Annotated in this window: 31 protein-coding genes; 1 reads left to right on the top strand and 30 read right to left on the bottom strand. The window is 67.1% G+C overall.

The features are described 5' to 3' along the window. Nucleotides 1–5: 5 nt before the first annotated feature. The 25 genes from ASD66_RS03135 to rpsJ form a co-directional block, all read right to left on the bottom strand. Nucleotides 6–2,609, bottom strand: coding sequence for an FHA domain-containing protein (locus ASD66_RS03135; protein WP_082599302.1), 2,604 nt, complete (start codon nt 2,607–2,609; stop codon nt 6–8). Nucleotides 2,610–2,663: 54 nt separating this feature from the next. Then, nucleotides 2,664–3,485, bottom strand: a complete 822-nt coding sequence (gene map / locus ASD66_RS03140; protein ID WP_056890010.1) for a type I methionyl aminopeptidase — start codon at nt 3,483–3,485, stop codon at nt 2,664–2,666. 4 nt (nt 3,486–3,489) lie between these two features. Next, nucleotides 3,490–4,059, bottom strand: coding sequence for an adenylate kinase (locus ASD66_RS03145; protein WP_056684915.1), 570 nt, complete (start codon nt 4,057–4,059; stop codon nt 3,490–3,492). Nucleotides 4,060–4,079: 20 nt separating this feature from the next. Further along, nucleotides 4,080–5,381: a preprotein translocase subunit SecY gene (gene secY / locus ASD66_RS03150; RefSeq protein WP_056890011.1), complete on the bottom strand. Its 1,302-nt coding sequence runs from the start codon at nt 5,379–5,381 to the stop codon at nt 4,080–4,082. 194 nt (nt 5,382–5,575) lie between these two features. Beyond that, the gene (gene rplO / locus ASD66_RS03155; protein WP_056890012.1) at nt 5,576–6,016 is read right to left on the bottom strand and encodes a 50S ribosomal protein L15; all 441 of its coding nucleotides are present in this window, start codon (nt 6,014–6,016) and stop codon (nt 5,576–5,578) included. Nucleotide 6,017: 1 nt separating this feature from the next. Then, the gene (gene rpmD / locus ASD66_RS03160) at nt 6,018–6,200 is read right to left on the bottom strand and encodes a 50S ribosomal protein L30 (protein WP_056681735.1); all 183 of its coding nucleotides are present in this window, start codon (nt 6,198–6,200) and stop codon (nt 6,018–6,020) included. Beyond that, entirely contained in the window at nt 6,200–6,811 is a 612-nt protein-coding gene (gene rpsE, locus ASD66_RS03165; RefSeq protein ID WP_056681737.1) for a 30S ribosomal protein S5, read from the bottom strand. The genes rpmD and rpsE overlap by 1 nt, the downstream gene beginning before the upstream one ends. A gap of 28 nt (nt 6,812–6,839) precedes the next feature. Next, the gene (rplR, locus tag ASD66_RS03170; RefSeq protein ID WP_056681741.1) at nt 6,840–7,223 is read right to left on the bottom strand and encodes a 50S ribosomal protein L18; all 384 of its coding nucleotides are present in this window, start codon (nt 7,221–7,223) and stop codon (nt 6,840–6,842) included. Between the two features lie 2 nt (nt 7,224–7,225). Next, nucleotides 7,226–7,768 (bottom strand): 50S ribosomal protein L6, encoded by a 543-nt coding sequence (rplF, locus tag ASD66_RS03175; RefSeq protein WP_056681744.1) that lies wholly within the window; start codon nt 7,766–7,768, stop codon nt 7,226–7,228. A gap of 38 nt (nt 7,769–7,806) precedes the next feature. Further along, on the bottom strand, nt 7,807–8,226 hold the full coding sequence (gene rpsH / locus ASD66_RS03180; RefSeq protein WP_056681747.1) for a 30S ribosomal protein S8: 420 nt from the start codon (nt 8,224–8,226) through the stop codon (nt 7,807–7,809). Between the two features lie 82 nt (nt 8,227–8,308). Beyond that, the gene (locus ASD66_RS03185; RefSeq protein WP_011757321.1) at nt 8,309–8,494 is read right to left on the bottom strand and encodes a type Z 30S ribosomal protein S14; all 186 of its coding nucleotides are present in this window, start codon (nt 8,492–8,494) and stop codon (nt 8,309–8,311) included. A 1-nt stretch (nt 8,495) separates the two neighbouring features. Next, nucleotides 8,496–9,062 carry a 50S ribosomal protein L5 gene (gene rplE, locus ASD66_RS03190; protein WP_056681750.1) on the bottom strand — a complete coding sequence of 189 codons (567 nt, stop codon included), beginning with the start codon at nt 9,060–9,062 and terminating at the stop codon, nt 8,496–8,498. Between the two features lies 1 nt (nt 9,063). After that, nucleotides 9,064–9,420: a 50S ribosomal protein L24 gene (gene rplX / locus ASD66_RS03195; protein ID WP_056681752.1), complete on the bottom strand. Its 357-nt coding sequence runs from the start codon at nt 9,418–9,420 to the stop codon at nt 9,064–9,066. Beyond that, nucleotides 9,420–9,788, bottom strand: a complete 369-nt coding sequence (gene rplN, locus ASD66_RS03200) for a 50S ribosomal protein L14 (protein ID WP_056681755.1) — start codon at nt 9,786–9,788, stop codon at nt 9,420–9,422. The genes rplX and rplN overlap by 1 nt, the downstream gene beginning before the upstream one ends. Nucleotides 9,789–9,906: 118 nt before the next feature. Then, nucleotides 9,907–10,185, bottom strand: a complete 279-nt coding sequence (rpsQ, locus tag ASD66_RS03205; RefSeq protein ID WP_056681758.1) for a 30S ribosomal protein S17 — start codon at nt 10,183–10,185, stop codon at nt 9,907–9,909. Beyond that, entirely contained in the window at nt 10,182–10,430 is a 249-nt protein-coding gene (gene rpmC, locus ASD66_RS03210; protein ID WP_056681761.1) for a 50S ribosomal protein L29, read from the bottom strand. The genes rpsQ and rpmC overlap by 4 nt, the downstream gene beginning before the upstream one ends. After that, nucleotides 10,430–10,849, bottom strand: a complete 420-nt coding sequence (rplP, locus tag ASD66_RS03215) for a 50S ribosomal protein L16 (RefSeq protein ID WP_056681764.1) — start codon at nt 10,847–10,849, stop codon at nt 10,430–10,432. Before rplP ends, rpmC begins: the two co-directional genes overlap by 1 nt. Before the next feature lie 3 nt (nt 10,850–10,852). Further along, nucleotides 10,853–11,695 (bottom strand): 30S ribosomal protein S3, encoded by an 843-nt coding sequence (rpsC, locus tag ASD66_RS03220; protein ID WP_056681767.1) that lies wholly within the window; start codon nt 11,693–11,695, stop codon nt 10,853–10,855. Further along, nucleotides 11,695–12,132: a 50S ribosomal protein L22 gene (rplV, locus tag ASD66_RS03225; protein WP_082563813.1), complete on the bottom strand. Its 438-nt coding sequence runs from the start codon at nt 12,130–12,132 to the stop codon at nt 11,695–11,697. The genes rpsC and rplV overlap by 1 nt, the downstream gene beginning before the upstream one ends. After that, nucleotides 12,129–12,410: a 30S ribosomal protein S19 gene (gene rpsS, locus ASD66_RS03230; protein ID WP_056681770.1), complete on the bottom strand. Its 282-nt coding sequence runs from the start codon at nt 12,408–12,410 to the stop codon at nt 12,129–12,131. The genes rplV and rpsS overlap by 4 nt, the downstream gene beginning before the upstream one ends. Nucleotides 12,411–12,416: 6 nt before the next feature. Next, nucleotides 12,417–13,253 carry a 50S ribosomal protein L2 gene (gene rplB, locus ASD66_RS03235; protein ID WP_056681773.1) on the bottom strand — a complete coding sequence of 279 codons (837 nt, stop codon included), beginning with the start codon at nt 13,251–13,253 and terminating at the stop codon, nt 12,417–12,419. 31 nt (nt 13,254–13,284) lie between these two features. Next, nucleotides 13,285–13,590 carry a 50S ribosomal protein L23 gene (rplW, locus tag ASD66_RS03240; protein WP_056681776.1) on the bottom strand — a complete coding sequence of 102 codons (306 nt, stop codon included), beginning with the start codon at nt 13,588–13,590 and terminating at the stop codon, nt 13,285–13,287. Continuing rightward, on the bottom strand, nt 13,587–14,501 hold the full coding sequence (gene rplD / locus ASD66_RS03245; RefSeq protein ID WP_056681779.1) for a 50S ribosomal protein L4: 915 nt from the start codon (nt 14,499–14,501) through the stop codon (nt 13,587–13,589). Before rplD ends, rplW begins: the two co-directional genes overlap by 4 nt. Further along, a complete protein-coding gene (gene rplC / locus ASD66_RS03250; protein WP_056890013.1) occupies nt 14,498–15,157 on the bottom strand; it encodes a 50S ribosomal protein L3 in 660 nt (219 codons plus the stop codon). Before rplC ends, rplD begins: the two co-directional genes overlap by 4 nt. An 11-nt stretch (nt 15,158–15,168) precedes the next feature. Beyond that, nucleotides 15,169–15,477, bottom strand: a complete 309-nt coding sequence (rpsJ, locus tag ASD66_RS03255) for a 30S ribosomal protein S10 (RefSeq protein WP_008360994.1) — start codon at nt 15,475–15,477, stop codon at nt 15,169–15,171. Between the two features lie 439 nt (nt 15,478–15,916). On the opposite strand from rpsJ, the gene ASD66_RS03260 reads away from it, so the two are divergent. Further along, the gene (locus ASD66_RS03260) at nt 15,917–16,654 is read left to right on the top strand and encodes a tetratricopeptide repeat protein (protein WP_156388517.1); all 738 of its coding nucleotides are present in this window, start codon (nt 15,917–15,919) and stop codon (nt 16,652–16,654) included. Between the two features lie 74 nt (nt 16,655–16,728). On the opposite strand, the gene ASD66_RS03265 is transcribed toward ASD66_RS03260, so the two are convergent. The 5 genes from ASD66_RS03265 to fusA all read right to left on the bottom strand — a co-directional run bounded on the left by ASD66_RS03265 (nt 16,729) and on the right by fusA (nt 23,212). Beyond that, the gene (locus tag ASD66_RS03265) at nt 16,729–18,129 is read right to left on the bottom strand and encodes a hypothetical protein (RefSeq protein WP_056890015.1); all 1,401 of its coding nucleotides are present in this window, start codon (nt 18,127–18,129) and stop codon (nt 16,729–16,731) included. 5 nt (nt 18,130–18,134) lie between these two features. Further along, nucleotides 18,135–18,854: a tRNA (guanosine(46)-N7)-methyltransferase TrmB gene (gene trmB, locus ASD66_RS03270; protein ID WP_056681793.1), complete on the bottom strand. Its 720-nt coding sequence runs from the start codon at nt 18,852–18,854 to the stop codon at nt 18,135–18,137. 185 nt (nt 18,855–19,039) lie between these two features. Then, nucleotides 19,040–19,612, bottom strand: a complete 573-nt coding sequence (locus tag ASD66_RS03275; protein ID WP_056890016.1) for a mismatch-specific DNA-glycosylase — start codon at nt 19,610–19,612, stop codon at nt 19,040–19,042. Nucleotides 19,613–19,831: 219 nt separating this feature from the next. Continuing rightward, nucleotides 19,832–21,025 (bottom strand): elongation factor Tu, encoded by a 1,194-nt coding sequence (gene tuf / locus ASD66_RS03280; protein WP_056681799.1) that lies wholly within the window; start codon nt 21,023–21,025, stop codon nt 19,832–19,834. Nucleotides 21,026–21,100: 75 nt separating this feature from the next. After that, entirely contained in the window at nt 21,101–23,212 is a 2,112-nt protein-coding gene (gene fusA, locus ASD66_RS03285) for an elongation factor G (protein ID WP_056681802.1), read from the bottom strand. Nucleotides 23,213–23,252 lie beyond the last annotated feature (40 nt).

Genomic DNA, 23,252 nt, shown 5'->3' on the forward strand with positions numbered 1-23,252 from the left:
GGAGGTCAGTGTCGGGGGGTGGCGCTGCGGCGGACCAGCCAGAAGGAGACGGCGAGGATGATCGCGGCCAGGATCCAGAGCATGCTCATGTCGAGGATCCACTGCGCGACGGTCTGGTCGTAGAGCGAGTCGAGGTCTCGTTCGTCCTTCGGCAGGCCGCGCTTGGCCTTGTCGAGATCGACGACCGCGGCGGTGGCCGCGAACGCCCACCGCGCCGGTGCCAGCCAGGCGAGCTGCTCGAGTACGGCGCGTCCGGCGACGGGCACGAGTGCACCGCACAGCACGAGCTGCACCATCACCAGACCGACCAGCGCCGGCATGGTCTGTTCGTTGGAGGTCACCACGGCCGAGACCGCGAGCCCGAGCACCGCCATCGCGAAGGACAGTCCACCGATGGCCAGCGCCACCTCGAAGTTGCCCATGCCCAGAGCGCCGTCCTTGTCGGGACCGGGCAGGCCGACGGTGGCGATCCAGGTGACCAGCATGCCCTGCAAGAAGCACGCGGTGCCGAGGACGCTGACCTTGCTGAGGAGGTACATGCCGGGAGACAGGCCCACGGCGTACTCGCGCTGGAAGATCGGCCGCTCGCCGACCAGCTCCCGGATCGTGACCGCGGTCCCCATCAGGGCGGCGGCCATGATCAGGATCGTGAGCCTGGTCAGGGCTTCCTTGTGGTCCATCATGCCGCGCTCGTTGATCGTCCGCGCGATGCTGAACCCGTCGTCGCCGGGTACGACGCGACTCAGGCCGCCGAGCACCAGGGGCAGCAACAACAGCATCATCAACAGGAGCCGGTCGGAGACGGTCACCGCCAGGTTGCGGCGGACCAGGGTCCAGTACTGCCGGCTCATCGACTGGAGCGGCGGCTGCGTGACACCGGCATTCATCGCCGGCAGGCGGCCGGTCTCGACGGACGCCGGAGGGGCCGGGATGCGCTGCCACAGGTCGGGCTCGTCGAGCAGGTCGAACACCTGCGGGTAGTCCCTGCAACCGAAGTGCGCGAGCACGCCGTCGGGCGGCCCGAAGTAGGCACGACGCCCACCGGGCGCGAGCACCAGCACGTTGTCGCACACGTCGAGCGCCAGCACGGAGTGGGTCACCACCATCACGACGCGACCTTCGTCAGCGAGGGTGCGGAGCTGGTGCATGACGTCGCGGTCCAGGCCCGGGTCCAGCCCGGAGGTGGGCTCGTCGAGGAAGAGCAGCGGCGGTGCGGTGAGCAGCTCGGTGGCGATGGACACCCGCTTGCGCTGGCCACCGGAGAGCTGGGTGCCGATGCGGTTGTCGATCTGGCGCTCGAGCTGCATCTGGCCCACGACGCGCTGCACCCGGCTGGCTCGCTCGGCGGCCGTGGTGTCGGGAGGGAGCCGCAGCATCGCGGCGTACGACAGGCCCTGGCGCACGGTCAGCTGCGGGTGCTGGATGTCGGACTGCGGCACCAGTCCGATCTGGAAGCGGAGCTGTTCGTAGTGCGTGTAGAGGTCCTGACCCTGCCAGATGACTTGGCCGTGCGTGGCCGGGTTGGAGCCGGTCAGCGCTCCCAGCAGGGTCGACTTGCCCGCGCCGGACGGGCCGATCACCGCGGTCAGGCTGGACGGCCCGAGCTCGAACGACATGCCTTCGAGCAGCCGTTTGCCACCCTTGGCCACCGTGGTGAGGTTCTCGGCGAACAGGGTGAGGTCGGTACGGGTGGCTCGCACCGACAGGTTGGCGCCGGTCCAGCTGAAGGTCTGGTTGCCGAAGATGACCTCGTCGCCCGGGTTCAACGGGGTGCTGCCGACCAGTCGGTGGCCGTTGACGAAGGTGCCGTTGAAGCTGCCGAGGTCGTGGAGTAAGGCGACGTTGCCGAGCGCGATCGTGGCGTGCTGCCGCGACACCAGGGGGTCGTCGATCACCACGTCGCACGTGCGCGAACGGCCGATGGTCAGCACCCGACCCTGCGGCTGGTTGGACGGGATGACCGTCTGGCCGTGCACCATCTGGCCCGGCGGCGCCAGCGGGATCGAGCTCTCGCCCGCGGGGTACCACGGCTGGGTCGGTGCCCCGGGTGCCATCGGCGGCGGCTGGAACTGCTGGGGCTGGTTCGGTCCCGGGTACGACATCGGCGGGACCCCGGCCTGCGGCGGGTACGTCGACGGGCCCGTGCCTGCCCGGCCTGCGTCCGGCTGCTGTGTCTGCGGGGGCGGGAACTGTGGCGCCGGGGACTGTGCGGCCGGGGACTGTGGCATCGGCGACTGCTGCGCGCCCGGCTGACCGGTGCTGGTGCCCGGGTTCGTGAGCGGAGCCGGGACCACCTCCACCTCGAAGGCGGGGCCCTCGGTGCCGCCGACGACCACGGTCACCGGATGCCCCGCGGGCAGCAGCTCCTGCGAGACCGGACGCGACCCGATGCAGGTGCCGTTGGTGGACTCGAGGTCGACCAGCACCCAGCCCTGGCGGGTACGCCGGAACTCCGCGTGCCGGCGTGACACGTCGGGGTGCGGCAGCGAGATCAACGCCTGCCCGTCGCGACCGACCGTCACCACCGCGTCGGCGAACTCACGCGTCTGGCCGGCGACGGTCACCCGGAGGGTCGACAGCATGGCGGGCTGATGTGCCATGGTGCCCATGCGCTCCAACCTGTCCCGGATCGTCTACGTCGCGGCCCACGCTAACCGAATCGGTCAGCGTCCGCCGTACGGGACACCCAGTTCAGCGAGCTTGGCCTGGCCACCGTCGAGTGCGGTCAGGATCCACGCACCGTCGGGTGTGAGGGTGAAGGTGTGCTCGTAGTGGGCGGCCCAGCTGCCGTCGGTGGTGACGATGGTCCAGTCGTCGTCGAGCACCGCGGTGCGCTTGGTGCCGAGGGTGACCATCGGCTCGACGGCCAGGGCCAGCCCACGCACGATCTTGGGTCCGCGACCACGCCGTCCGACGTTGGGGACGTTGGGCGGCTGGTGCATCTCGGTGCCGATGCCGTGGCCGGTGAAGTCCTCGAGGATGCCGTAGTCGCCCTGCGAGCGCACATAGCTCTCGACCGCGTGGGAGATGTCGCCGACCTTGCCACCCAGGCGTGCGGCCGCGAAGCCGCGCCACATGGACTCCTCGGTGACCCGCATCAGCTCGGCGACCTCGGCAGGGACCTCGCCGATGGCGACCGTGATGGCCGCGTCACCGTGCCAACCGTCGACGATCGCGCCGCAGTCGATCGAGATGATGTCGCCCTCGGCCAGCGCCCGGTCGCCCGGGATGCCGTGCACGACCTCATCGTTGACCGAGGCGCAGATCGAGGCCGGGAACGGCGGGTCGGCGTACCCCTTGAACGAGGGGATGCCGCCGCCGGACCGGATGTTGTCCTCGGCGATCGCGTCGAGCTCACCAGTCGTGACCCCGACCTTGGCGGACCGGCGCAGCAGCTCGAGGGTCTCCCCCACGAGCAGGCCTGCGACCCGCATCTTCTCGATCTGCTCGGGGGTCTTGATCTGGATCCCGCGCTCGAACACGATCGGGTCAGCTGCCTCGGGACTCGAGGGCGTCGAAGATGCGGTGCGTCACGGCGTCGATCTCGCCCATGCCGTCAACGTCGACGACGAGTCCGCGGCCGCCGTACACCTCGATCAGGGGTGCGGTCTGCTCGGTGTAGACCTCCTGGCGGCGACGGATCACCTCTTCGGTGTCATCGGCGCGGCCTTCGATCTGGGCACGCTGGAGCAGCCGCGAGATCAGCTCTTCCTTGTCGGCGGTGAGTACGACGACCGCGTTGACCGGGTGGCCCTCGCCGACCATCTCGTCGAGCTCCTCGACCTGGGCGAGCGTGCGCGGGTAGCCGTCGAGCAGGAACCCGGGCTCCGCGTCGGGCTGGGCCAGACGGTCGCGCACCATGGCGTTGGTGAGCTCGTCGGGGACGTACTCGCCGGCGTCCATGTAGCGCTGGGCGTCGACGCCGAGCGGGGTCTTGCCGGCCACGTTGGCGCGGAAGATGTCACCGGTGGAGATGGCGGGGATACCGAAGTGGTTGGCAATCACCTTGGCCTGCGTGCCCTTGCCGGCACCCGGCGGGCCCATCAGGATGATGCGCATTCCCTTGAGGTTGGAGGTCATCAGCGGAGGAATCCTTCATAGTTGCGCTGCTGGAGCTGGCTCTCGATCTGCTTCACCGTGTCGAGCGCGACGCCAACCATGATCAAGATGGAGGTTCCGCCGAACGGGAAGTTCTGGCTGGCCTGGATCACTGCGAAGGCGATCAGGGGGATCAGCGAGATGAGACCGAGGTAAAGCGCGCCCGGGAAGGTGATCCGGGACAGGACGTAGGACAGGTAGTCCTCGGTCGGCTTGCCCGCACGGATGCCGGGAATGAAGCCGCCGTACTTCTTCATGTTGTCCGCGACTTCCTTCGGGTCGAAGGTGATCGAGACGTAGAAGTAGGTGAAGAAGATGATGAGCAGGAAGTAGATCGCCATGTAGCCCGGGTGGCTGCCGTCGACGAGGTACTTCTGGACCCAGTTGATCCAGCCCGGCTGGTCGGCCTTGCCCTGGTTGAACTGCACCGCCATGGCGGGGAGGTACATCAGCGACGAGGCGAAGATGACCGGGATGATGCCGGCCTGGTTCACCTTGAGCGGGATGTACGTCGAGCTGCCGCCGAACATCTTGCGGCCGACCATGCGCCGGGCGTATTGCACCGGGATGCGGCGCTGGGCCTGCTCGATGAAGATGACGGCCGCGACCAGGATCAGGCCGATGACCATGACGATGGAGAAGGTCAGCCAGCCCTTGCTGGTCTGCACGCCCCACAGGGCACCCGGGAACGTCGCCACGACCTGGGTGAAGATGAGGATCGACATGCCGTTGCCGATGCCGCGCTCGGTGATCAGCTCACCGAGCCACATGATCACGGCGGTGCCGGCGGTCATGGTGATCACCATGACGAGGAACGTCTGGGTGTCTTCCTTGTGCAGGAGCGGGAGGTCACAGCCCTGCAGCAGCTGGCGGTTGCGGGCCAGGGCCACGATGCCGGTGGCCTGGAGCAGCGCGAGCGCGAGCGTGAGGTAACGGGTGTACTGGGTGATCTTCGTCTGGCCGGACTGCCCCTCCTTCTTGAGCGCTTCGAGCCGCGGGATGACCACGACGAGCAGCTGCAGGATGATGGAGGCGGTGATGTAGGGCATGATGCCCAGCGCGAAGACGGTGAGCTGCAGGAGCGCTCCACCGGAGAACAGGTTGATCAGGCTGTAGACCGAGTTGTCCTGGACGTCACTGATGCAGGACTGCACGTTCGCGGTGTTCACACCGGGTGCAGGGAAGGTCGAGCCGAACCGGAAGATCACGATGATCCCCAGGACGAAGAGCAACTTGCGTCGCAGGTCCGGTGTCCGGAAAGCGTTGGCGAACGCGCCTAGCACGTGATCCTCTTTCTCAAGTCAGTCGGTGATCGAGCTCGTCGAGCGCTGTGTCGAGCCTGTCGAGATGACCACACTGCCCCGGCCGGGCCAGAACTCGGGGAAGCCTAACAGGCAACTCAATGCCGCCCGCAGTCGAGACAGGGCGAGGGGCGCCGGACGAATCCGGGCCCCTCGCCTGTACTACGAATGTTCGATCAGAGCACCGTGACCGAGCCGCCAGCGGCCTCGATCTTCTCCTTGGCCGAACCGGAGAACGCGTTCGCGCTCACCTGGACGGCGACGGAGATGTCACCCTGGCCGAGAACCTTCACCGGGTGACCGTCGCGGACGGCACCCTTGCTGATCAGGTCTTCGACGGTGATGGTGCCACCCTCGGGGAAGAGCTCCGAGATGCGGTCGAGGTTGACGACCTGGAACTCCACCTTGAAGGGGTTCTTGAAGCCCTTGAGCTTCGGCAGACGCATGTGCAGGGGCATCTGGCCACCCTCGAAGGCAACCGGAACCTGGTAACGCGCCTTGGTGCCCTTGGTACCGCGGCCCGCGGTCTTGCCCTTGGAGCCCTCACCACGACCAACACGGGTCTTGGCGGTCTTGGCACCGGGGGCAGGACGCAAGTGGTGCAGCTTGAGCGTCATGTCAGTTCACTTCCTCAACGGTCACGAGGTGGCGCACGGTCTGGACCATCCCACGGATCTCGGGACGGTCCTCCTTCACGACCACGTCGCCGATCCGCTTCAGGCCGAGCGAGCGCAGGGTCTCGCGCTGGTTCGCCTTGCAGCCGATCGTGGACTTCTTCTGCTCGACCTTGAGCTGAGCCATTACTGGGCCACCTCCGCCCGAGCCTTGAGCAGGGCGGCCGGGGCCACCTGCTCGACGGTCAGGCCACGACGGGCGGCAACAGCCTCGGGCTCTTCCAGCATGCGCAGCGCCTCGACGGTCGCGTGCACGATGTTGATCTGGTTCGAGGAACCGAGCGACTTGCTCAGGATGTCGTGGATGCCGGCGGCTTCGAGCACCGCGCGCACCGGACCACCGGCAATGACACCGGTACCGGGGGCTGCCGGACGGAGCATGACGACGCCAGCCGCCTTCTCGCCCTGCACCGGGTGCGGGATGGTGCCCTGGACGCGGGGAACCTTGAAGAAGTTCTTCTTGGCTTCCTCCACGCCCTTGGCGATCGCCGCGGGAACTTCCTTGGCCTTGCCGTAACCGACACCAACCATGCCTTCGCCGTCACCGACGACCACCAGGGCGGTGAAGCTGAAGCGACGACCACCCTTGACGACCTTGGCGACACGGTTGATCGCAACGACGCGCTCGATGTACGCGGTCTTGTCGGCCTGCTGGCCTCCACGACCGTCGCGTCCACGGCGGTCACCGCCACCCTGGCGCTCACCACCGGCGCGCTGTCCGCGCTGGGGTCCGCTCATGAGAACTACCTCTTCCTTGTCTTTGCGATCAGAACGTCAGGCCGCCCTCGCGGGCGCCATCGGCAAGGGCCGCGATGCGGCCGTGGTAACGGTTGCCAGCGCGGTCGAAGACCACGCCCTCGACGCCAGCTGCCTTGGCACGCTCGGCAACGAGCTCGCCGACCTTCTTGGCCTTGGCAGTCTTGTCGCCTTCGAAACCACGCAGGTCGTTCTCCATGGTCGAGGCCGACGCGAGCGTCTTGCCGACCAGGTCGTCGACGACCTGAACACTGATGTGCTTGGTCGAACGGGTCACGACGAGGCGGGGGCGCTCCGTCGTACCGTGCAGCTTCTTGCGACCACGCTTCTGGCGACGCAGACGCGACGCAGTGCGGGTGGCCGTGTGCTTGTTGTGCTTCAGTGAGATCGCCATGGTCACTTACCAGCCTTTCCGACCTTGCGGCGGATGTGCTCACCCGCGTAGCGAACGCCCTTGCCCTTGTAGGGCTCGGGCTTGCGCAGCTTGCGGATGTTGGCCGCAACCTCGCCGACCAACTGCTTGTCGATCCCGGAGACACCGAGCTTGGTCGGTCCCTCCACGGTGAACGTGATGCCCTCGGGGGCGTTGAACGTGATCGAGTGGGAGTAACCGAGCTGGAACTCCAGCTGGGTCGGGCCCTTCGACAGGACGCGGTAACCCACGCCGACGATCTCGAGCTTCTTCTCGTAGCCCTCGGTGACACCCACGACCATGTTGCTGATCAGGGTGCGGGTCAGACCGTGCAACGAGCGGCTCTCGCGCTCGTCGTTCGGACGCTTGACCTCGAGTACGCCGTCCTCACCGCGCTCGACGGTGATGGGAGCGGCCACGTTGTGGCTCAGGCTGCCCTTGGGGCCCTTGACCGTCACGAGGCTCTGCTCGATCTGGACGTCGACACCCGAGGGGAGCGTGATGGGGAGCTTGCCAATGCGCGACATGCTTGTTCCTCTACCTTTCCTTGCTCTCGGTGTGCCGACTACCAGACGTAGGCGAGGACTTCCCCACCCACGCCCTTCTTGTTGGCCTGACGGTCGGTCAGCAGGCCCTGGCTGGTCGAGATGATCGCGACCCCCAGTCCGCCGAGGACGCGGGGCAGGCCCGTGCTCTTGGCGTAGACCCGCAGGCCGGGCTTGCTGATGCGGCGAACGCCCGCAATGGAGCGCTCGCGGTTGCGGCCGTACTTGAGCGTGATGGTCAGCGTCTTGCCGACCTCCGGCTCGCCCTCGGCTGAGACGTTGTCCTTCACCTCGAAGGAGGTGATGTAACCCTCCTGCTGGAGGATCTCGGCAACGCCCGCCTTGAGCTTGCTGTACGGCATGGCAACCGAGTCGTGGAACGCCTGGTTGGCGTTGCGCAGACGCGTGAGCATGTCTGCGATCGGGTCAGTCATCGTCATGGCCGGATTGGCCCTTTCTCCACCGTGGTTTCGTGCCCGCATCTCGGGCACGACCTTCAGCGATCGTTTTTGGTTTGGGGTCTTACCAGGAGGACTTGGTGACGCCGGGCAGCTCGCCGCGGTGCGCCATCTCCCGGAGGCAGATCCGGCACAGGCCGAACTTGCGGTAGACGGCCTTGGGCCGGCCACAACGCTGGCAGCGGGTGTAACCGCGGACAGCGAACTTCGGCTTGCGGGCGGCCTTCACCTTGAGGGCGGTCTTCGCCATGTCAGTTGCCTTCCTTGAAGGGGAAGCCGAGCTGCTTGAGCAGCGCGCGACCCTCATCGTCATTGGTGGCGGTGGTCACGACGGTGATGTCCATACCGCGCGACCGGTCGATCCGGTCCTGGTCGATCTCGTGGAACATGACCTGCTCGGTCAGACCGAAGGTGTAGTTGCCACGGCCGTCGAACTGGTTGCCGTTGAGGCCGCGGAAGTCGCGGATGCGGGGCAGGGCCAGGGACAGCAGGCGGTCGAGGAACTCCCACATGCGGTCGCCGCGCAGCGTGACGTGCGCGCCGATCGGCATGCCCTCACGCAGCTTGAACTGCGCGATGGACTTGCGGGCCTTCGTGACCTGCGGCTTCTGACCGGTGATCGCGGTGAGGTCCTTGACCGCACCCTCGATCAGCTTGGAGTCGCGGGCAGCCTCGCCGACGCCCATGTTGACCACGATCTTGGTCAGGCCGGGAACCTGCATGACGTTCGCGAACTCGAACTCGGCCCGGAGGGCGGGAACGATCTCTTCGCGGTAGCGCGCCTTGAGACGCGGTGCGTTGGTCTGGGTCTCAGTCATCTCAGATTTCCTTACCGGTCTTGCGCGAGACGCGGACGCTGCGCTGAGCGGTGTAGGTCGAACCGTCGGAGCGACGCTTGGTGACCTCGTCGCGACGGAAGCCGATGCGGGTGACGCCGTCACCCTCGACCAGCATCACGTTCGAGACGTGGATCGGGGCCTCGGTGGTCACGATGCCACCGGTGTTCCCGCTGCCCTGGTTGACGACCTTCTCGTGCTTCTTGACGCGGTTGACGCCCTCGACGATGACGCGGTCCTCGTCACGGAGAACGCTGATGACCTTGCCCTCGGCGCCCTTGTCCTTGCCCGCGATCACCTTGACGGTGTCGCCCTTCTTGATGTTCAGCGACTTACCCATCACAGCACCTCCGGGGCGAGCGAGATGATCTTCATGAACTTCTTCTCGCGCAGCTCACGACCCACGGGGCCGAAGATGCGGGTACCTCGCGGCTCGCCGTCCGCCTTGAGGATCACGGCTGCGTTCTCGTCGAAGCGGATGTAGGAACCGTCCTGACGACGACGCTCCTTCACCGTGCGTACGACGACAGCCTTGACGACGTCACCCTTCTTGACGTTGCCACCGGGGATCGCGTCCTTCACGGTGGCAACGATGGTGTCGCCGATACCGGCGTAGCGCCGACCAGAACCACCGAGAACACGGATGCAAAGGATTTCCTTCGCACCGGTGTTGTCGGCGACCTTGAGTCGCGACTCCTGCTGGATCATCGGGTTTTCTCCTGAATGTCGTGCCGGTTCTCAGCGCCCATCCCGAGACGAACGGGGCGTGAGCCTTGCCGAACTGATATTTGACGTAGAGCTGGTGAGGGCCTGGCAGGCCCTCCGATCACTTGGCCTTTTCGAGGATCTCGACGAGGCGCCACCGCTTGGTGGCCGACAGGGGGCGGGTCTCCATGATCAGGACCCGGTCGCCGATGCCGCACTCGTTCTGCTCGTCGTGGACCTTGAGCTTGCTGTTGCGGCGAAGGACCTTGCCGTACAGCGCGTGCTTCACGCGGTCCTCGACGCTGACCACGACGGTCTTGTCCATCTTGTCGCTGACGACGAGACCCTCGCGAACCTTGCGGCTCGACCGGTCTGCCTCAACTGCGGTCTGCTCGCTCATGCGGCGCCACCATCCTTCTCGGCCTCAGTGCTGGTGCCCGGGGCGGATCGAATGCCGAGCTCGCGCTCGCGCACCACGGTGTAGATCCGGGCGATGTCCTTCTTGACCAGGCGAAGCCGGCCGTGGCTCTCCAGCTGGCCGGTGGCCGCCTGGAAACGGAGGTTGAAGAGCTCCTCCTTGGCCTCCCGAAGCTTGGCTTCGAGGTCGACGCCCGAAAGGTCGTCGAGTTCAAATGCGGTGCTCATCAGAATTCACCAACCTCACGCGAGATGAACCGGCACTTCATCGGAAGCTTGTGCGCGGCAAGGCGCATGGCCTCGCGGGCAACTTCTTCGGTGACACCGGAGAGTTCGAACATGACGCGGCCGGGCTTGACGTTGGCAACCCACCACTCCGGGGAACCCTTACCGGAACCCATGCGGGTCTCGGCAGGCTTCTTGGTCAGCGGGCGGTCCGGGTAGATGTTGATCCAGACCTTTCCGCCGCGCTTCATGTGACGGGTCATCGCGATACGAGCGGACTCGATCTGACGGTTGGTCACGTAGGACGGCTCGAGCGCCTGGAGACCGTACTCTCCGAAGGAGATGCGGGTCCCACCCTTGGCAGCACCGGTCCGCTTGGGGTGGTGCTGCTTGCGGTGCTTGACACGACGGGGCATCAACATGGCTCAGGCCTCCCCAGAGGTAGCAGCGGTTGCCTCGGCCGCGGGGGCCTCGGCTGCGGGAGCCTCGGCGGCAGGCGCCTCGGCGGTGGCCGAACGGTCCGAGCGGTTGGGACGGTCGCCACGCGAGCCACGGCTCGGGCGCTCTCCGCCACGGCCGCCACGACCGCCACGACCGGGGGCACCGGCGCGGGCAGCAGCCTGCGCCTCGCGCTCGGCACGGGTGCCGGCGACCTCGCCCTTGTAGATCCAGACCTTCACGCCGATGCGGCCGAAGGTGGTGCGAGCCTCGTAGAAGCCGTAGTCGATGTCCGCACGCAGGGTGTGCAGCGGCACGCGACCCTCGCGGTAGAACTCGGTACGCGACATCTCCGCGCCGTTCAGTCGGCCCGAGCACTGGATCCGGATGCCCTTGGCGCCGGAGCGCATGGACGTCTGGATCGCCTTGCGCATGGCACGACGGAACTGGACACGGCCGGAGAGCTGCTCGGCAACGCCCTGGGCGACCAGCTGCGCGTCGACCTCGGGGTTCTTGACCTCGAGGATGTTCAGCTGCACCTGCTTGCCGGTGAGCTTCTCGAGCTCGCCGCGGATGCGGTCGGCCTCGGCGCCGCGGCGACCGATGACGATGCCCGGGCGGGCCGTGTGGATGTCCACGCGGACACGGTCACGGGTGCGCTCGATCTCGACCTTGGAGATGCCGGCCCGCTCCATGCCCTTGGAGAGCAGCTTGCGGATCGCGACGTCTTCGCCGACGTACGACTTGTACAGCTTGTCGGCGTACCAACGGCTCTTGTGGTCCGTCGAGATGCCGAGGCGGAAGCCGTTCGGGTTGATTTTCTGCCCCATCAGGCAGTCCGTCCCTTCTTCACGTTCTTCTGCGCAGCGACGACGTCCGCCGGCTGCACAACAAGAGTGATGTGGCTGGTGCGCTTGTTGATCCGGGTGGCCCGGCCCTGCGCACGCGGGCGCCAACGCTTCATCGTCGGACCCTCGTCGACCATCGCGGTCGAGATCACCAGGGTGCCGGCGTCCAGCCCCTCGGTGGTCTCGGCGTTCGCAACGGCGCTCTCGAGGATCTTGAACACGGTCTCGGCGGCCGACTGCGGCGCGAACTGCAGCAGCGCGAGGGCGTCCTCGACGGGCAGACCGCGGACCATGTCGACGACACGGCGGGCCTTCATCGGGGTGATCCGCACGAAGCGGGCGCTCGCGAAGGCGCCGGGCTGGTCACCGAGAAGCGAATCGCGGCGTGCGCTGGTGCGCTTACGCTCTGTGACACTCATCGACGACGTCCCTTCCGGTCTTCCTTCACGTGCCCGCGGTAGGTGCGGGTCGGGGCAAATTCACCGAGCTTGTGGCCGACCATCGAGTCGGACACGAAGACGGGAACGTGCTTGCGACCGTCGTGCACGGCGATGGTGTGACCGATCATGTCGGGCACGATCATCGACCGGCGCGACCAGGTCTTGATGACGTTGTGCGAGCCCTTTTCGTTTTCGGCGTCCACCTTCTTCTGCAGGTGGCCGTCGACGAACGGGCCCTTCTTCAGGCTACGAGGCATAGTCGGTTACTTCCTACCCTTGCCGGACTTGCGGCGACGAATGATCTGGGAGTCGGAGGCCTTGCGCTTGCGCGTGCGGCCCTCGGGCTTGCCCCAGGGGGACACCGGGTGGCGACCACCGGACGTCTTGCCCTCACCACCACCGTGCGGGTGGTCGACCGGGTTCATGACGACACCACGGACGGTCGGGCGCTTGCCCTTCCAGCGCATGCGGCCGGCCTTGCCCCAGTTGATGTTCGACTGCTCGGCGTTGCCGACCTCACCGATCGTGGCGCGGCAGCGCACGTCGACGAAGCGCATCTCGCCGGACGGCATGCGCAGCGTGGCGCGCGAGCCCTCCTTGGCGACGAGCTGGGCCGAGTTGCCGGCCGAGCGGGCGATCTTCGCGCCGCCGCCCGGACGAAGCTCCACACAGTGGATCGTCGAACCGACGGGGATGTTGCGCAGCGGCAGGTTGTTGCCCGGCTTGATGTCGGCGTTGGCGCCCGACTCGACCGGCGTGCCCTGCTCCAGGCCCTTCGGCGCGATGATGTAACGCTTCTCGCCGTCGGCGTAGTGCAGCAGCGCGATGCGCGCGGTGCGGTTGGGGTCGTACTCGATGTGCGCGACCTTGGCCGGGACACCGTCCTTGTCGTAGCGACGGAAGTCGATGACGCGGTAGGCGCGCTTGTGACCGCCACCCTGGTGACGCGTGGTGATGCGTCCCTGGTTGTTGCGGCCGCCCTTCTTGGGCAGCGGGCGCGTCAGCGACTTCTCCGGAGTGGTCCGGGTGATCTCGACGAAGTCGGCGACCGACGAGCCACGACGGCCCGGGGTAGTCGGCTTGTACTTGCGGATAGCCATTTTCTCTCAGTCCTCTGCTAGAAGGCGCCGGTCAGGAGACCGGGCCCCCGAAGATGTCGATGCGGTGGCCCTCAGCGAGGCTGACGATGGCGCGCTTGGTGTCCGCGCGCTTGCCCATGCCGAAACGCGTACGACGCGTCTTGCCCTGGCGGTTGATCGTGTTGACCGACGTGACCTTGACGTTGAACACCTTCTCGACCGCGATCTTGATCTCGGTCTTGTTGGCGTCGGGACGCACGACGAAGGTGTACTTGTTGGCGTCGAGAAGGGCGTAGCTCTTCTCGGACACGACCGGCGCGATCAGGATGTCGCGGGGGTCCTTGTTCAGGGTGCTCACTTGTCGTCCTCCTCAGTGGCAGCAGCCTTCTTGCCGGCCTCGACGAAGCCAGCGGCCTCGGCGTCGGCAGCGGTCTTGAACCAGACCTCGGCCACCGTGGCGTCGTACCAACGGCCACCGGGGGCGTGGTACTTCATGGAGTCCTTGTTGCCCTTGATCTCGTAGCCCTCGGGCGCGTCGCCGTTCTCCAGCGGCTGTGCGCCACCGGCGTGGTCGGCGTCGTCGACGGCTGCGAAGGCCTTGACCTCGGCGGCCGGGGCCTCCGTGGTCTCGGACTCAGCGGCAACGGCCTTGACCGACTTGCCCTTCGGCGTACCGGCCACCAGGGCGTCGAACGAGCCCTTGGTGAAGACCACGTCGTCGGAGTGCAGGACGTCGTAGGTGTTGAGCTGGTCGACGGCCAGGATGTGGACGTTCGGCGCGTTGCGCAGGGACAGCCACGTGAGGTTGTCGCCACGCTCGAGCACGACCAGGAAGTTCTTGCGCTCGCTGAGCGAGGCCAGGGCGGCAATGGCGTCCTTGGTCGACGGCTTGGAGCCGGAGACGAGGGACTCGACCACGTGGATGCGGTCGTTGACGGCCCGGTCGGTCAGCGCGCCCTTGAGGGCGGCGGCCTTCATCTTCTTGGGGGTGCGCTGGTCGTAGTCACGCGGCTGCGGACCGTGGACGATGCCACCGCCGGCGAACTGCGGCGCGCGGGTCGAGCCCTGACGGGCGCGGCCGGTGCCCTTCTGCTTGTAGGGCTTGCGACCACCACCGCGCACCTCGGCGCGCGTCTTGGTGGAGTGCGTCCCCTGACGCGCAGCGGCCTGCTGGGCCACGACGACCTGGTGGATCAGCGGGATGCTGACCTGGACGTCGAAGATCTCGGCGGGGAGGTCGACCTTGGCGACCTTCGCGTTGGTGCTCACTGGGAGACCTCCTTCTTGACGGCCGAGCGCAGGACGACGACGCCACCCTTGGGGCCGGGAACGGCACCCTTGAGCAGCACGAGGCCCTTCTCGACGTCGACGGCGTGGACGGTGACGTTCTGGGTGGTGATCGTGTCGCCACCCATCCGGCCGGCCATGCGCATGCCCTTGAAGACACGACCCGGAGTGGCGCAGGCGCCGATCGAGCCGGGCTTGCGGTGGTTGCGGTGGGCACCGTGCGAAGCGGACACACCGTGGAAGCCGTGACGCTTCATGACACCGGCGTAGCCCTTGCCCTTGCTGGTGCCGGTGACGTCGATCTCGTCGCCGGCGGCGAACAGCTCGGGGCTGATCTCCTGGCCGACGGAGTACGACGCGGCGTCAGCGGTGCGGATCTCGACGAGGTGACGGCGCGGCGTGACGCCGGCCTTCTCGAAGTGACCCGAGGCAGGCTTGGTGACCTTGCGTCCCTCGATCTCGCCGAAGCCGATCTGGATGGCGTTGTAGCCATCGGTCTCGGGCTGGCGGACCTGGGTGACGACGTTGGTCGAAGCCGCGATCACGGTGACGGGGACGATCTTGTTGTTCTCGTCCCAGGTCTGGGTCATGCCCAGCTTGGTGCCTACAAGGCCCTTGATGTTGTGTTCAGTAGTCATGACTCCCGACCTCAGAGCTTGATCTCGATGTCGACACCGGCAGGCAGGTCGAGGCGCATGAGCGAGTCGACCGTCTTCGGCGTGGGGTCAATGATGTCGATGAGGCGCTTGTGGGTGCGCATCTCGAAGTGCTCGCGGGAGTCCTTGTACTTGTGCGGCGAGCGAATCACGCAATAGACGTTCTTCTCGGTCGGCAGCGGCACAGGGCCGGCGACCTTCGCGCCCGTACGGGTCACGGTGTCAACAATCTTCCGCGCCGAGGTGTCGATCACCTCGTGGTCATAGGCCTTGAGCCTGATGCGGATCTTCTGTCCCGCCATAGGTCTCTCTCGTCCCTTGTCTCTAGTACCGGTGTGGGTACCGCGTGCAGTCTGTCTCGACACGACTCCGGGTGAAGTCGTCCCGCCGTGCTCCGCCGACCCCCGCGGTCGGGCGTGTCGCGCTGACTTCGCGCAACTACAGCCGTGATTCCGCTGGATTTGTTGGTGGCGCCCGACGGGTTCGTCGAGCTGATCGGGTCTCCCTCTGATGGCTCAGAGCGGTGCGGACGCACGCCGACCACCGATCTCGAACTCAAGAGACGCGATTCAGTAGTCAAGTTTGCCGCACCCCGGCGACCCGCCGGAGCAACCGGACTATCTTGGCAGAGATCACCCCGACTTACCAAATCGGTTGGGGCGGGGATCCTGCGACACTCCGGTTCGGGGCACAATCGCCCCGTTGATGCCTCCGAAAGGTACCCCGTTGGACACTGAATCGGTGATTCCTGAGCAGTTGTGGGACTTCGAGGACCCCTCGTCGAGCCTCGAGAGGTTCCGGGCCCTCCGTGCCGCCGCGACCGGCGACTCACCGGCCGACTCGGTGCTGGCCAGCCAGGAGGCCCGGGCGCTCGGCCTGCTCGAGCAGTACGCCGAGGCGCACGGCGTGCTCGACGGCCTGGACCCTTCCCTCTCCCCCGAGGTCGCCACCCGCATCCATCTCGAGCGTGGCCGCCTTCTCCGCACCGCCGGCCACGACCCGGCGCACGCCGCCACGGAGTTCGAGGCAGCCGCGTCCGCGGCCGGCGAGGCAGGGCTCGAGGCACTCCACGTCGACGCCCTGCACATGCTGGCCCTGATGGTCGAGTCACCCGCCGACCAGGCCGCCGCGAACCGCCGCGCCCTCGACGTCGCACTCGCCTCGCAGGAGCAGCGGGCCCGCGACTGGGACGCCTCCCTGCTCAACAACTTGGGCTGCGCGCTCGTCGACGACGCTCAGCTCGAAGAGGCCCTGGAGACCTTCCGCCAGGCCCTGACCGCCCGGATCCGCATCGGGTCGGCGCGGGAGATCCAGATCGCCCGCTGGATGGTCGGCTGGACCCTGCGGCTCCTGGGCCGGACCGACGAGGCGCGCACGGTGCAACACGGCCTGCGACTCGAGCTCGACGCGGCCGGCATCGAGGACGAGTACGTCGACGAGGAGCTCGCCCTGCTGGGTCCGGCCGACGAGCCTTCCTGAGCCACTCCGCCGACGCTGACGTGTTCAGTGCCACCGGATGTCGGTGGTTCGACCAGCTCTCGACGGGTCTCGTGTCAGAGGTCTCCCACCTCGGCGGCGTCCTGCAACTGCTCGTCGGCAAGGATCTCGATGCGGTGCAGGGCCCAGATGCGAGCGCACAGGTCATGACTGTCCTCGCGCACCTCGGTGCGGTCCTGGTCGGCCAGCACCCCGAGCACGGCCGCGCTGCTCTCTGCTGACCTGCTCTCCGCAATCCGCCGGGCCTGATGATCCTCGAAGAGGATGCTCAACGCGGCTCGGGCACGGGGCTCCGCCGCCCCGATCGCGTGCACCGACCCGACCGCGGCGCGACCGCTGGCGACGAACTGCGCGGCCGCCATGACGTCGGCCCACGGCATCGCCAGCTCCGCCGGCATCACCACCATGTGCAGGTGAGGGTCCTCGGGAGTGATCACCCCGAACATGCCGACAGCCAGGATCGCCGCGACACCGGCCAGCACGCAGGCGAGCACCGGTCCGGTGAAGGCGGTGACGAGCAGGATGCAGAAGCTGACGAGCGCGAGCAGGGCAAGCCCAGTGGCGGCGCCGCTGCGCACTCCGTGAACGCGACGCCGAGTCCGCGCCTTCTTGACGTCGACAAAAGGTCGGCGTGGATTCGGCAGTTCGAGGTCGGCCCCGGGCGCGGCGTAGTGGCGGCGTCGGAGCTGCACCAGCGACGCGAAGACGATGTCGTCCTCCCGGCCTCTGAGCGGCGCCAGGCCGGCCGACACCACGGTCTCGGTGGCCGAGGCCGCCGAGGCCAGCTCGTCGGCGTCGAATGCTGGGAGGGTGTCGATCAGCCCGCGTCGTACGCCGGTGTCCCCGGTCTGTGAATCGAGTGATCGGCTCACCCGCTCGGCATGGGCCCGTAGCGCGAACGCTTCGGCGCCGAGCTCGTCGGCCCGGGACTGCAGCCGGGCCCTCTCGACGTCGGAGAGCTGGTCCTCCCCTAGAGCGGTCACGGTGGCCCGCATCTCGGCCTCGTGTGCTGCGAACACGGACCAGGACAGGTCGAAGTGGTCACGGTCCGCGGTGTCGGCGGCCGCGGCGAAGTCGGTCCAGGGGCGAGCCACCCGGCGGGCCATGGCGACGTCGATGAACCGGCCTCCCATGAACGCCAAGAGCTTCGCGACGCCCAGCCCCACGAGCATCGCCAGGCCCAGCATGATCCAGCCGAGCGACGTCTGACCATGGCGCCAGTAGTTGGTGGCGAGAGACGTGGCAACAAGCATCGCGACGACGACGATCAGGCAGCCGAAGGCCGGGCGATCGTTGCCCGGCCGTTCGGGTCCGCCTTCCTGACCCGGCACCGCGTACGCAGGATTCGGCACCTGGTCGAACCTGAGCTCCTCGCCTGCTGCGGCGTACCACTCCTGGCGACTGACCCTCAGGATGCCGAGGTCGGTGCAGCTCTCGTCGGAGTGGTCGGGCGGCACGCGAGTCAGACCTTGCGGTAGAGAAGCTCGATCGGCGCACGGCCCTCGGCCAGGCCCCGTCGTTCGAAACGGGTCACCGGACGGTCGTCCCAGCGCGGGACCACGCCACCCTTGAGTGCCGGCTCTGCGTCGAGCACCTCCACCATCTGCTCCGCATAGTCGGCCCAGTCGGTGGCCAGTCGCCACACTCCCCCGCCGACCAGTCGGCTGGCCACCAGCGCGGCGAAGTCGGGGGTCACCAGGCGACGCTTGTGGTGCCGCTTCTTGTGCCACGGGTCGGGGAAGAACGTCCACAGCTCGGCGAGCTGGCCCGGCCCGACCAGGTGCTCCATCGACCAGACTGCGTCGACACTGCTCATCCGCACGTTGTCGACGCCTGCCTCGCCGAGCCGACCGATGGTCTCGGCCACCCCGGGGTGCCAGACCTCGAAGCCGACCACGTTGTACGACGACCGCGCGGCGGCCAGCGCAGCGGTCGCCTCACCGACTCCGCAGCCGATCTCGATGATCAGCGGCTGGTCCGTCGTGAACTGCCCGGTCAGGCTGAACTCGGGCTGGTCCACTGCGTCGTCGGGGATGACGTAGCGGTCGGCGTACGCGTCCCAGGCCAACTGTTGCTTGGGTGTGAGCCGGCTGCCCCGGCGCGAATAGGTGAGCACTTCGCGCACCCGGCGACCGTCATCGGTCACCTTGTTGTGCGGTCGGGCGGGGCGGGACTGGTTCATGGCCGGACAAGTCTAAGGGCGCGCGCTCGCGAACTGCCCGTCAGGCGTCGTGGTAGGGCGGGAGCGGCGGCGGCTCCGGCCAACCACGCTTCTGAGCCGCGTAGGCATAGGCCCCGCAGCAAACTTGGTGAGCAGCACCCTGACCGGATTCACCGACACGTGTCCGGCGCCATCCACAGGCACGCTTAGACGTCGAGCAGGCCGGCGGCACGCGCCGGTGCGGCGTACGCCTCGGCGAGGGAGGCGACGGTCTCGTGGGCGTTGAGGCCGCTCGGGTTGGGCACCACCCAGAGGTCGGCGCCGGCCAGGCCTTCGGTCTGGCGACCGGCGAGTGCCTTCGGGAGCCCGAAGGCGGTGCGGTACGCCGTGATCCCGGCGACCGCCACCACGAGTGGCCGGTGCTCGGCGACGAACCCGGCCAGCCTCGCGGAGCCGGTGCGGAGCTCCGCGCGATCGAGCTCGTCGGCCCTGGCCGTGGCCCGGCGTACGAGGTTGGTGATGCCGATCCCGCGGGCGATCATCATGGCCCGGTCCTCGTCGGTCATGCCCGCGGCCGGGTCGATCGGTCGCGGAGTGATGCCCGAGGCGTACAGCGCCGGGTAGAAGCGATTGACCGGGTGCGCGAAGTGGGTCTTCGTGGCGGCCGTCCAGAGACCGGGGTTGATCCCGACGAACAGCAGGCGGAGGCCGGGGCCGACCAGGTCGGGCACCTCGGCGTCGCGGAACGACTCGAGCTCGGCACGCGAGAATCGGGGCATGCCCCCATCCCACCAGACCGCACGAACCGTGTGTTCTTGCGTCGCGAACCGTGGATGGTTGCGCCCCGAACCGTGGGTTCTTGCGGTCTTGCACCAAGAACTCACGGCTCGGACGTCAAGAACCCACGGCTCGCGCATCAAGAACCCACGGTTGGGGATGCGAAAGGCCCTGCACCGCGAGCGGTGCAGGGCCTTTCGGGTGAAGCAGGTGAGGCTAGATCACTTGGTGATCTTGGTGACGCGACCGGCGCCAACCGTGCGGCCACCCTCGCGGATGGCGAAGCGCAGACCCTCGTCCATGGCGATGGGCTGGATCAGCTCGACGACCATCTCGGTGTTGTCACCGGGCATGACCATCTCGGTGCCCTCGGGAAGGGTCACAACGCCCGTCACGTCCGTCGTACGGAAGTAGAACTGCGGACGGTAGTTGTTGAAGAACGGCGTGTGACGGCCGCCCTCCTCCTTCGAGAGGATGTAGACCGAGGCCTCGAAGTTGGTGTGCGGGGTCGTGGTGCCCGGCTTGATGACAACCATGCCGCGCTCGATGTCCTCGCGCTTGGTGCCACGAAGCAGCAGACCGACGTTCTCACCGGCCTGGCCCTCGTCGAGCAGCTTGCGGAACATCTCGACGCCGGTGACGACCGACTTCTGAGCGGTGTCGCGGATGCCGATGATCTCGACCTCCTCGTTCACCTTCACGATGCCCCGCTCGATGCGGCCCGTGATGACGGTGCCGCGACCGGTGATCGTGAAGACGTCCTCGACAGGCATGAGGAACGGCTTGTCGGTCTCACGCTCGGGAGTCGGGATGGACTCGTCGACAGCCTTCATCAGCTCGAGGATCGACTCGCCCCACTTGGCGTCGCCCTGCAGCGCCGGGAAGGCGGCAACGCGAACGACCGGGATGTCGTCGCCCGGGAACTCGTACTCGGAGAGGAGCTCGCGCACCTCCATCTCGACGAGCTCGATGAGCTCCTCGTCGTCGACCATGTCGCACTTGTTGAGCGCCACGACCAGGGCCGGCACGCCGACCTGGCGGGCGAGCAGCACGTGCTCACGCGTCTGCGGCATCGGACCGTCGGTGGCGGCGACCACGAGGATCGCGCCGTCCATCTGGGCCGCACCGGTGATCATGTTCTTGATGTAGTCCGCGTGACCCGGGCAGTCAACGTGCGCGTAGTGGCGCGCCTCGGTCTGGTACTCGACGTGCGCGATCGAGATCGTGATGCCGCGCTGGCGCTCTTCGGGCGCCTTGTCGATCTCGTCGAATGCGGAAGCCGCGTTCAGCTCCGGGTACGCGTCGTGCAGCACCTTGGTAATCGCCGCGGTCAGCGTCGTCTTACCGTGGTCGATGTGACCGATGGTGCCGATGTTGACGTGCGGCTTGGTCCGCTCGAACTTCGCCTTAGCCACTGTGGGCTCCTCCTGGGTTGTGTGTTTCTTGACTCGTAAATGTGGGTGTTGCTGTGCCGAGGATCCGGACGAGTGTCACTCGCCGCGAACCTTCTTGATGATCTCGTCGGCGACGTTCGTGGGAACCTCGGCGTACGAGTCGAACTCCATCGAGTACGACGCCTGGCCTGAGGTCTTGGACCTCAGGTCGCCAACGTACCCGAACATCTCGGAAAGCGGCACGAGCGCGTTGACGACCATGTCGCCGTGACGCTCTTCCTGTGCCTGGATCTGACCGCGACGCGAGTTGATGTCACCGATGACGGTTCCGAGGAAGCTGTCAGGGGTGGTCACCTCGACCGCGAACATCGGCTCGAGCAGCACCGGCTTCGCCATGCGGGCGGCCTCCTTGAAGGCCTGGTTGCCGGCGAGCTTGAACGCGAGCTCGGACGAGTCGACGTCGTGGTAGGCGCCGTCCTCGAGCGTGAACTTCACGTCGACCATCGGGTAGCCGGCGAGCACGCCGAACTCCATGGCGGCCTGGCCACCCTGGTCGACCGACGGGATGTACTCGCGCGGCACGCGGCCACCCGAGACGTTGTTCACGAACTCGTAGCCGGCACCAGTGCCGGTCTCCGGGTCGATGTTGGGGCCGAGCGAGATGACGACCTTGGCGAACTGACCCGAACCACCGGTCTGCTTCTTGTGGGTGTAGCTGTGGTTCGTGACGTCCTTGCGGAGCGTCTCGCGGTAGGCCACCTGCGGCTTGCCGACGGTCGCCTCGACGCGGAACTCGCGCTTCATGCGGTCGACGAGGATCTCCAGGTGGAGCTCGCCCATGCCGGCGATGATCGTCTGGCCGGTCTCTTCGTCGGTCTTCACCGTGAAGGTCGGGTCCTCGTCGGAGAGGCGCTGGATCGCGGTGCCCAGCTTCTCCTGGTCGGACTTCGTCTTCGGCTCGATGGCGACCTCGATCACCGGGGCCGGGAACGACATGGACTCGAGGACGACCGGGTTCTGGGGGTCACACAGGGTGTGACCGGTCTTGGTGTCCTTGAGGCCCATGACGGCGACGATCTGGCCAGCACCCACCGACGCGATCTCCTCGCGCTTGTTGGCGTGCATCTGGTAGACCTTGCCGATGCGCTCCTTGCGGCCGTTGACCGGGTTGAGCACCGTCGAACCGGCCTCGAGCTTGCCGGAGTAGACGCGGACGTAGATCAGCTTGCCGAGGTGCGGGTCGGTCGCGATCTTGTAGGCAAGACCGGAGAACGGCTCGTCGTCGGAAGGCTGACGCACGATCTCCTTCTCCTCGTCGTTGGGCGCGTGCCCGACGATGCCCTCGATGTCGAGGGGCGAGGGAAGGAACTTGACGACCGCGTCGAGCAGGGGCTGGACGCCCTTGTTCTTGAAGGCGGTGCCACAGAGGACCGGGTTGAGCTTGTCGGCGAGCGTCGCGCGACGGATGGCCGCCTCGAGCTCCTCGACGGTGAACTCACCCTCCTCGAGGTACTTCTCCATGATCTCGTCGTCGGCCTCGGAGAGCGTCTCGAGCAGCTTGATGCGGTATTCCGCGGCCTGCTCGGCCAGCTCGGCGGGGATCTCCTCGACGGTGTAGTCCTCACCCATCGTGGTCTCGCCACGCCAGGTCAGGGCACGCATGCCGACCAGGTCGACGACACCGAGGAAGTCGCCCTCGGCGCCGATCGGGATCTGGAGCACCAGCGGGGTGGAGTTGAGCCGCTCGACCATCATGTCGACGCAGCGGAAGAAGTCGGCACCGGTGCGGTCCAGCTTGTTCACGAAGCACATGCGGGGGACGGAGTACTTGTTGGCCTGGCGCCACACCGTCATGGTCTGGGGCTCGACACCGGCAACACCGTCGAAGACCGCGACGGCCCCGTCGAGGACGCGCAGCGAGCGCTCGACCTCGGCGGTGAAGTCGACGTGACCCGGGGTGTCGATGATGTTGATCTGGTGCTTCTTCCACCAGCAGGTGGTCGCAGCAGAGGTGATCGTGATGCCACGCTCCTGCTCCTGCTCCATCCAGTCCATCGTGGCCGCACCCTCGTGGACTTCACCGATCTTGTAGGTGATGCCCGTGTAGAACAGGATGCGCTCGGTGGTGGTGGTCTTACCGGCATCGATGTGCGCCATGATGCCGATGTTGCGGACCGTGTTGAGGTCCGTGGTGATGTCGACAGCCACTTAAGTGATGTCCCCTCGAAAAGAGTTGGTCGCGATGACA

It is taken from the genome of Nocardioides sp. Root151, assembly GCF_001427925.1.
Classification (GTDB): domain Bacteria; phylum Actinomycetota; class Actinomycetes; order Propionibacteriales; family Nocardioidaceae; genus Nocardioides.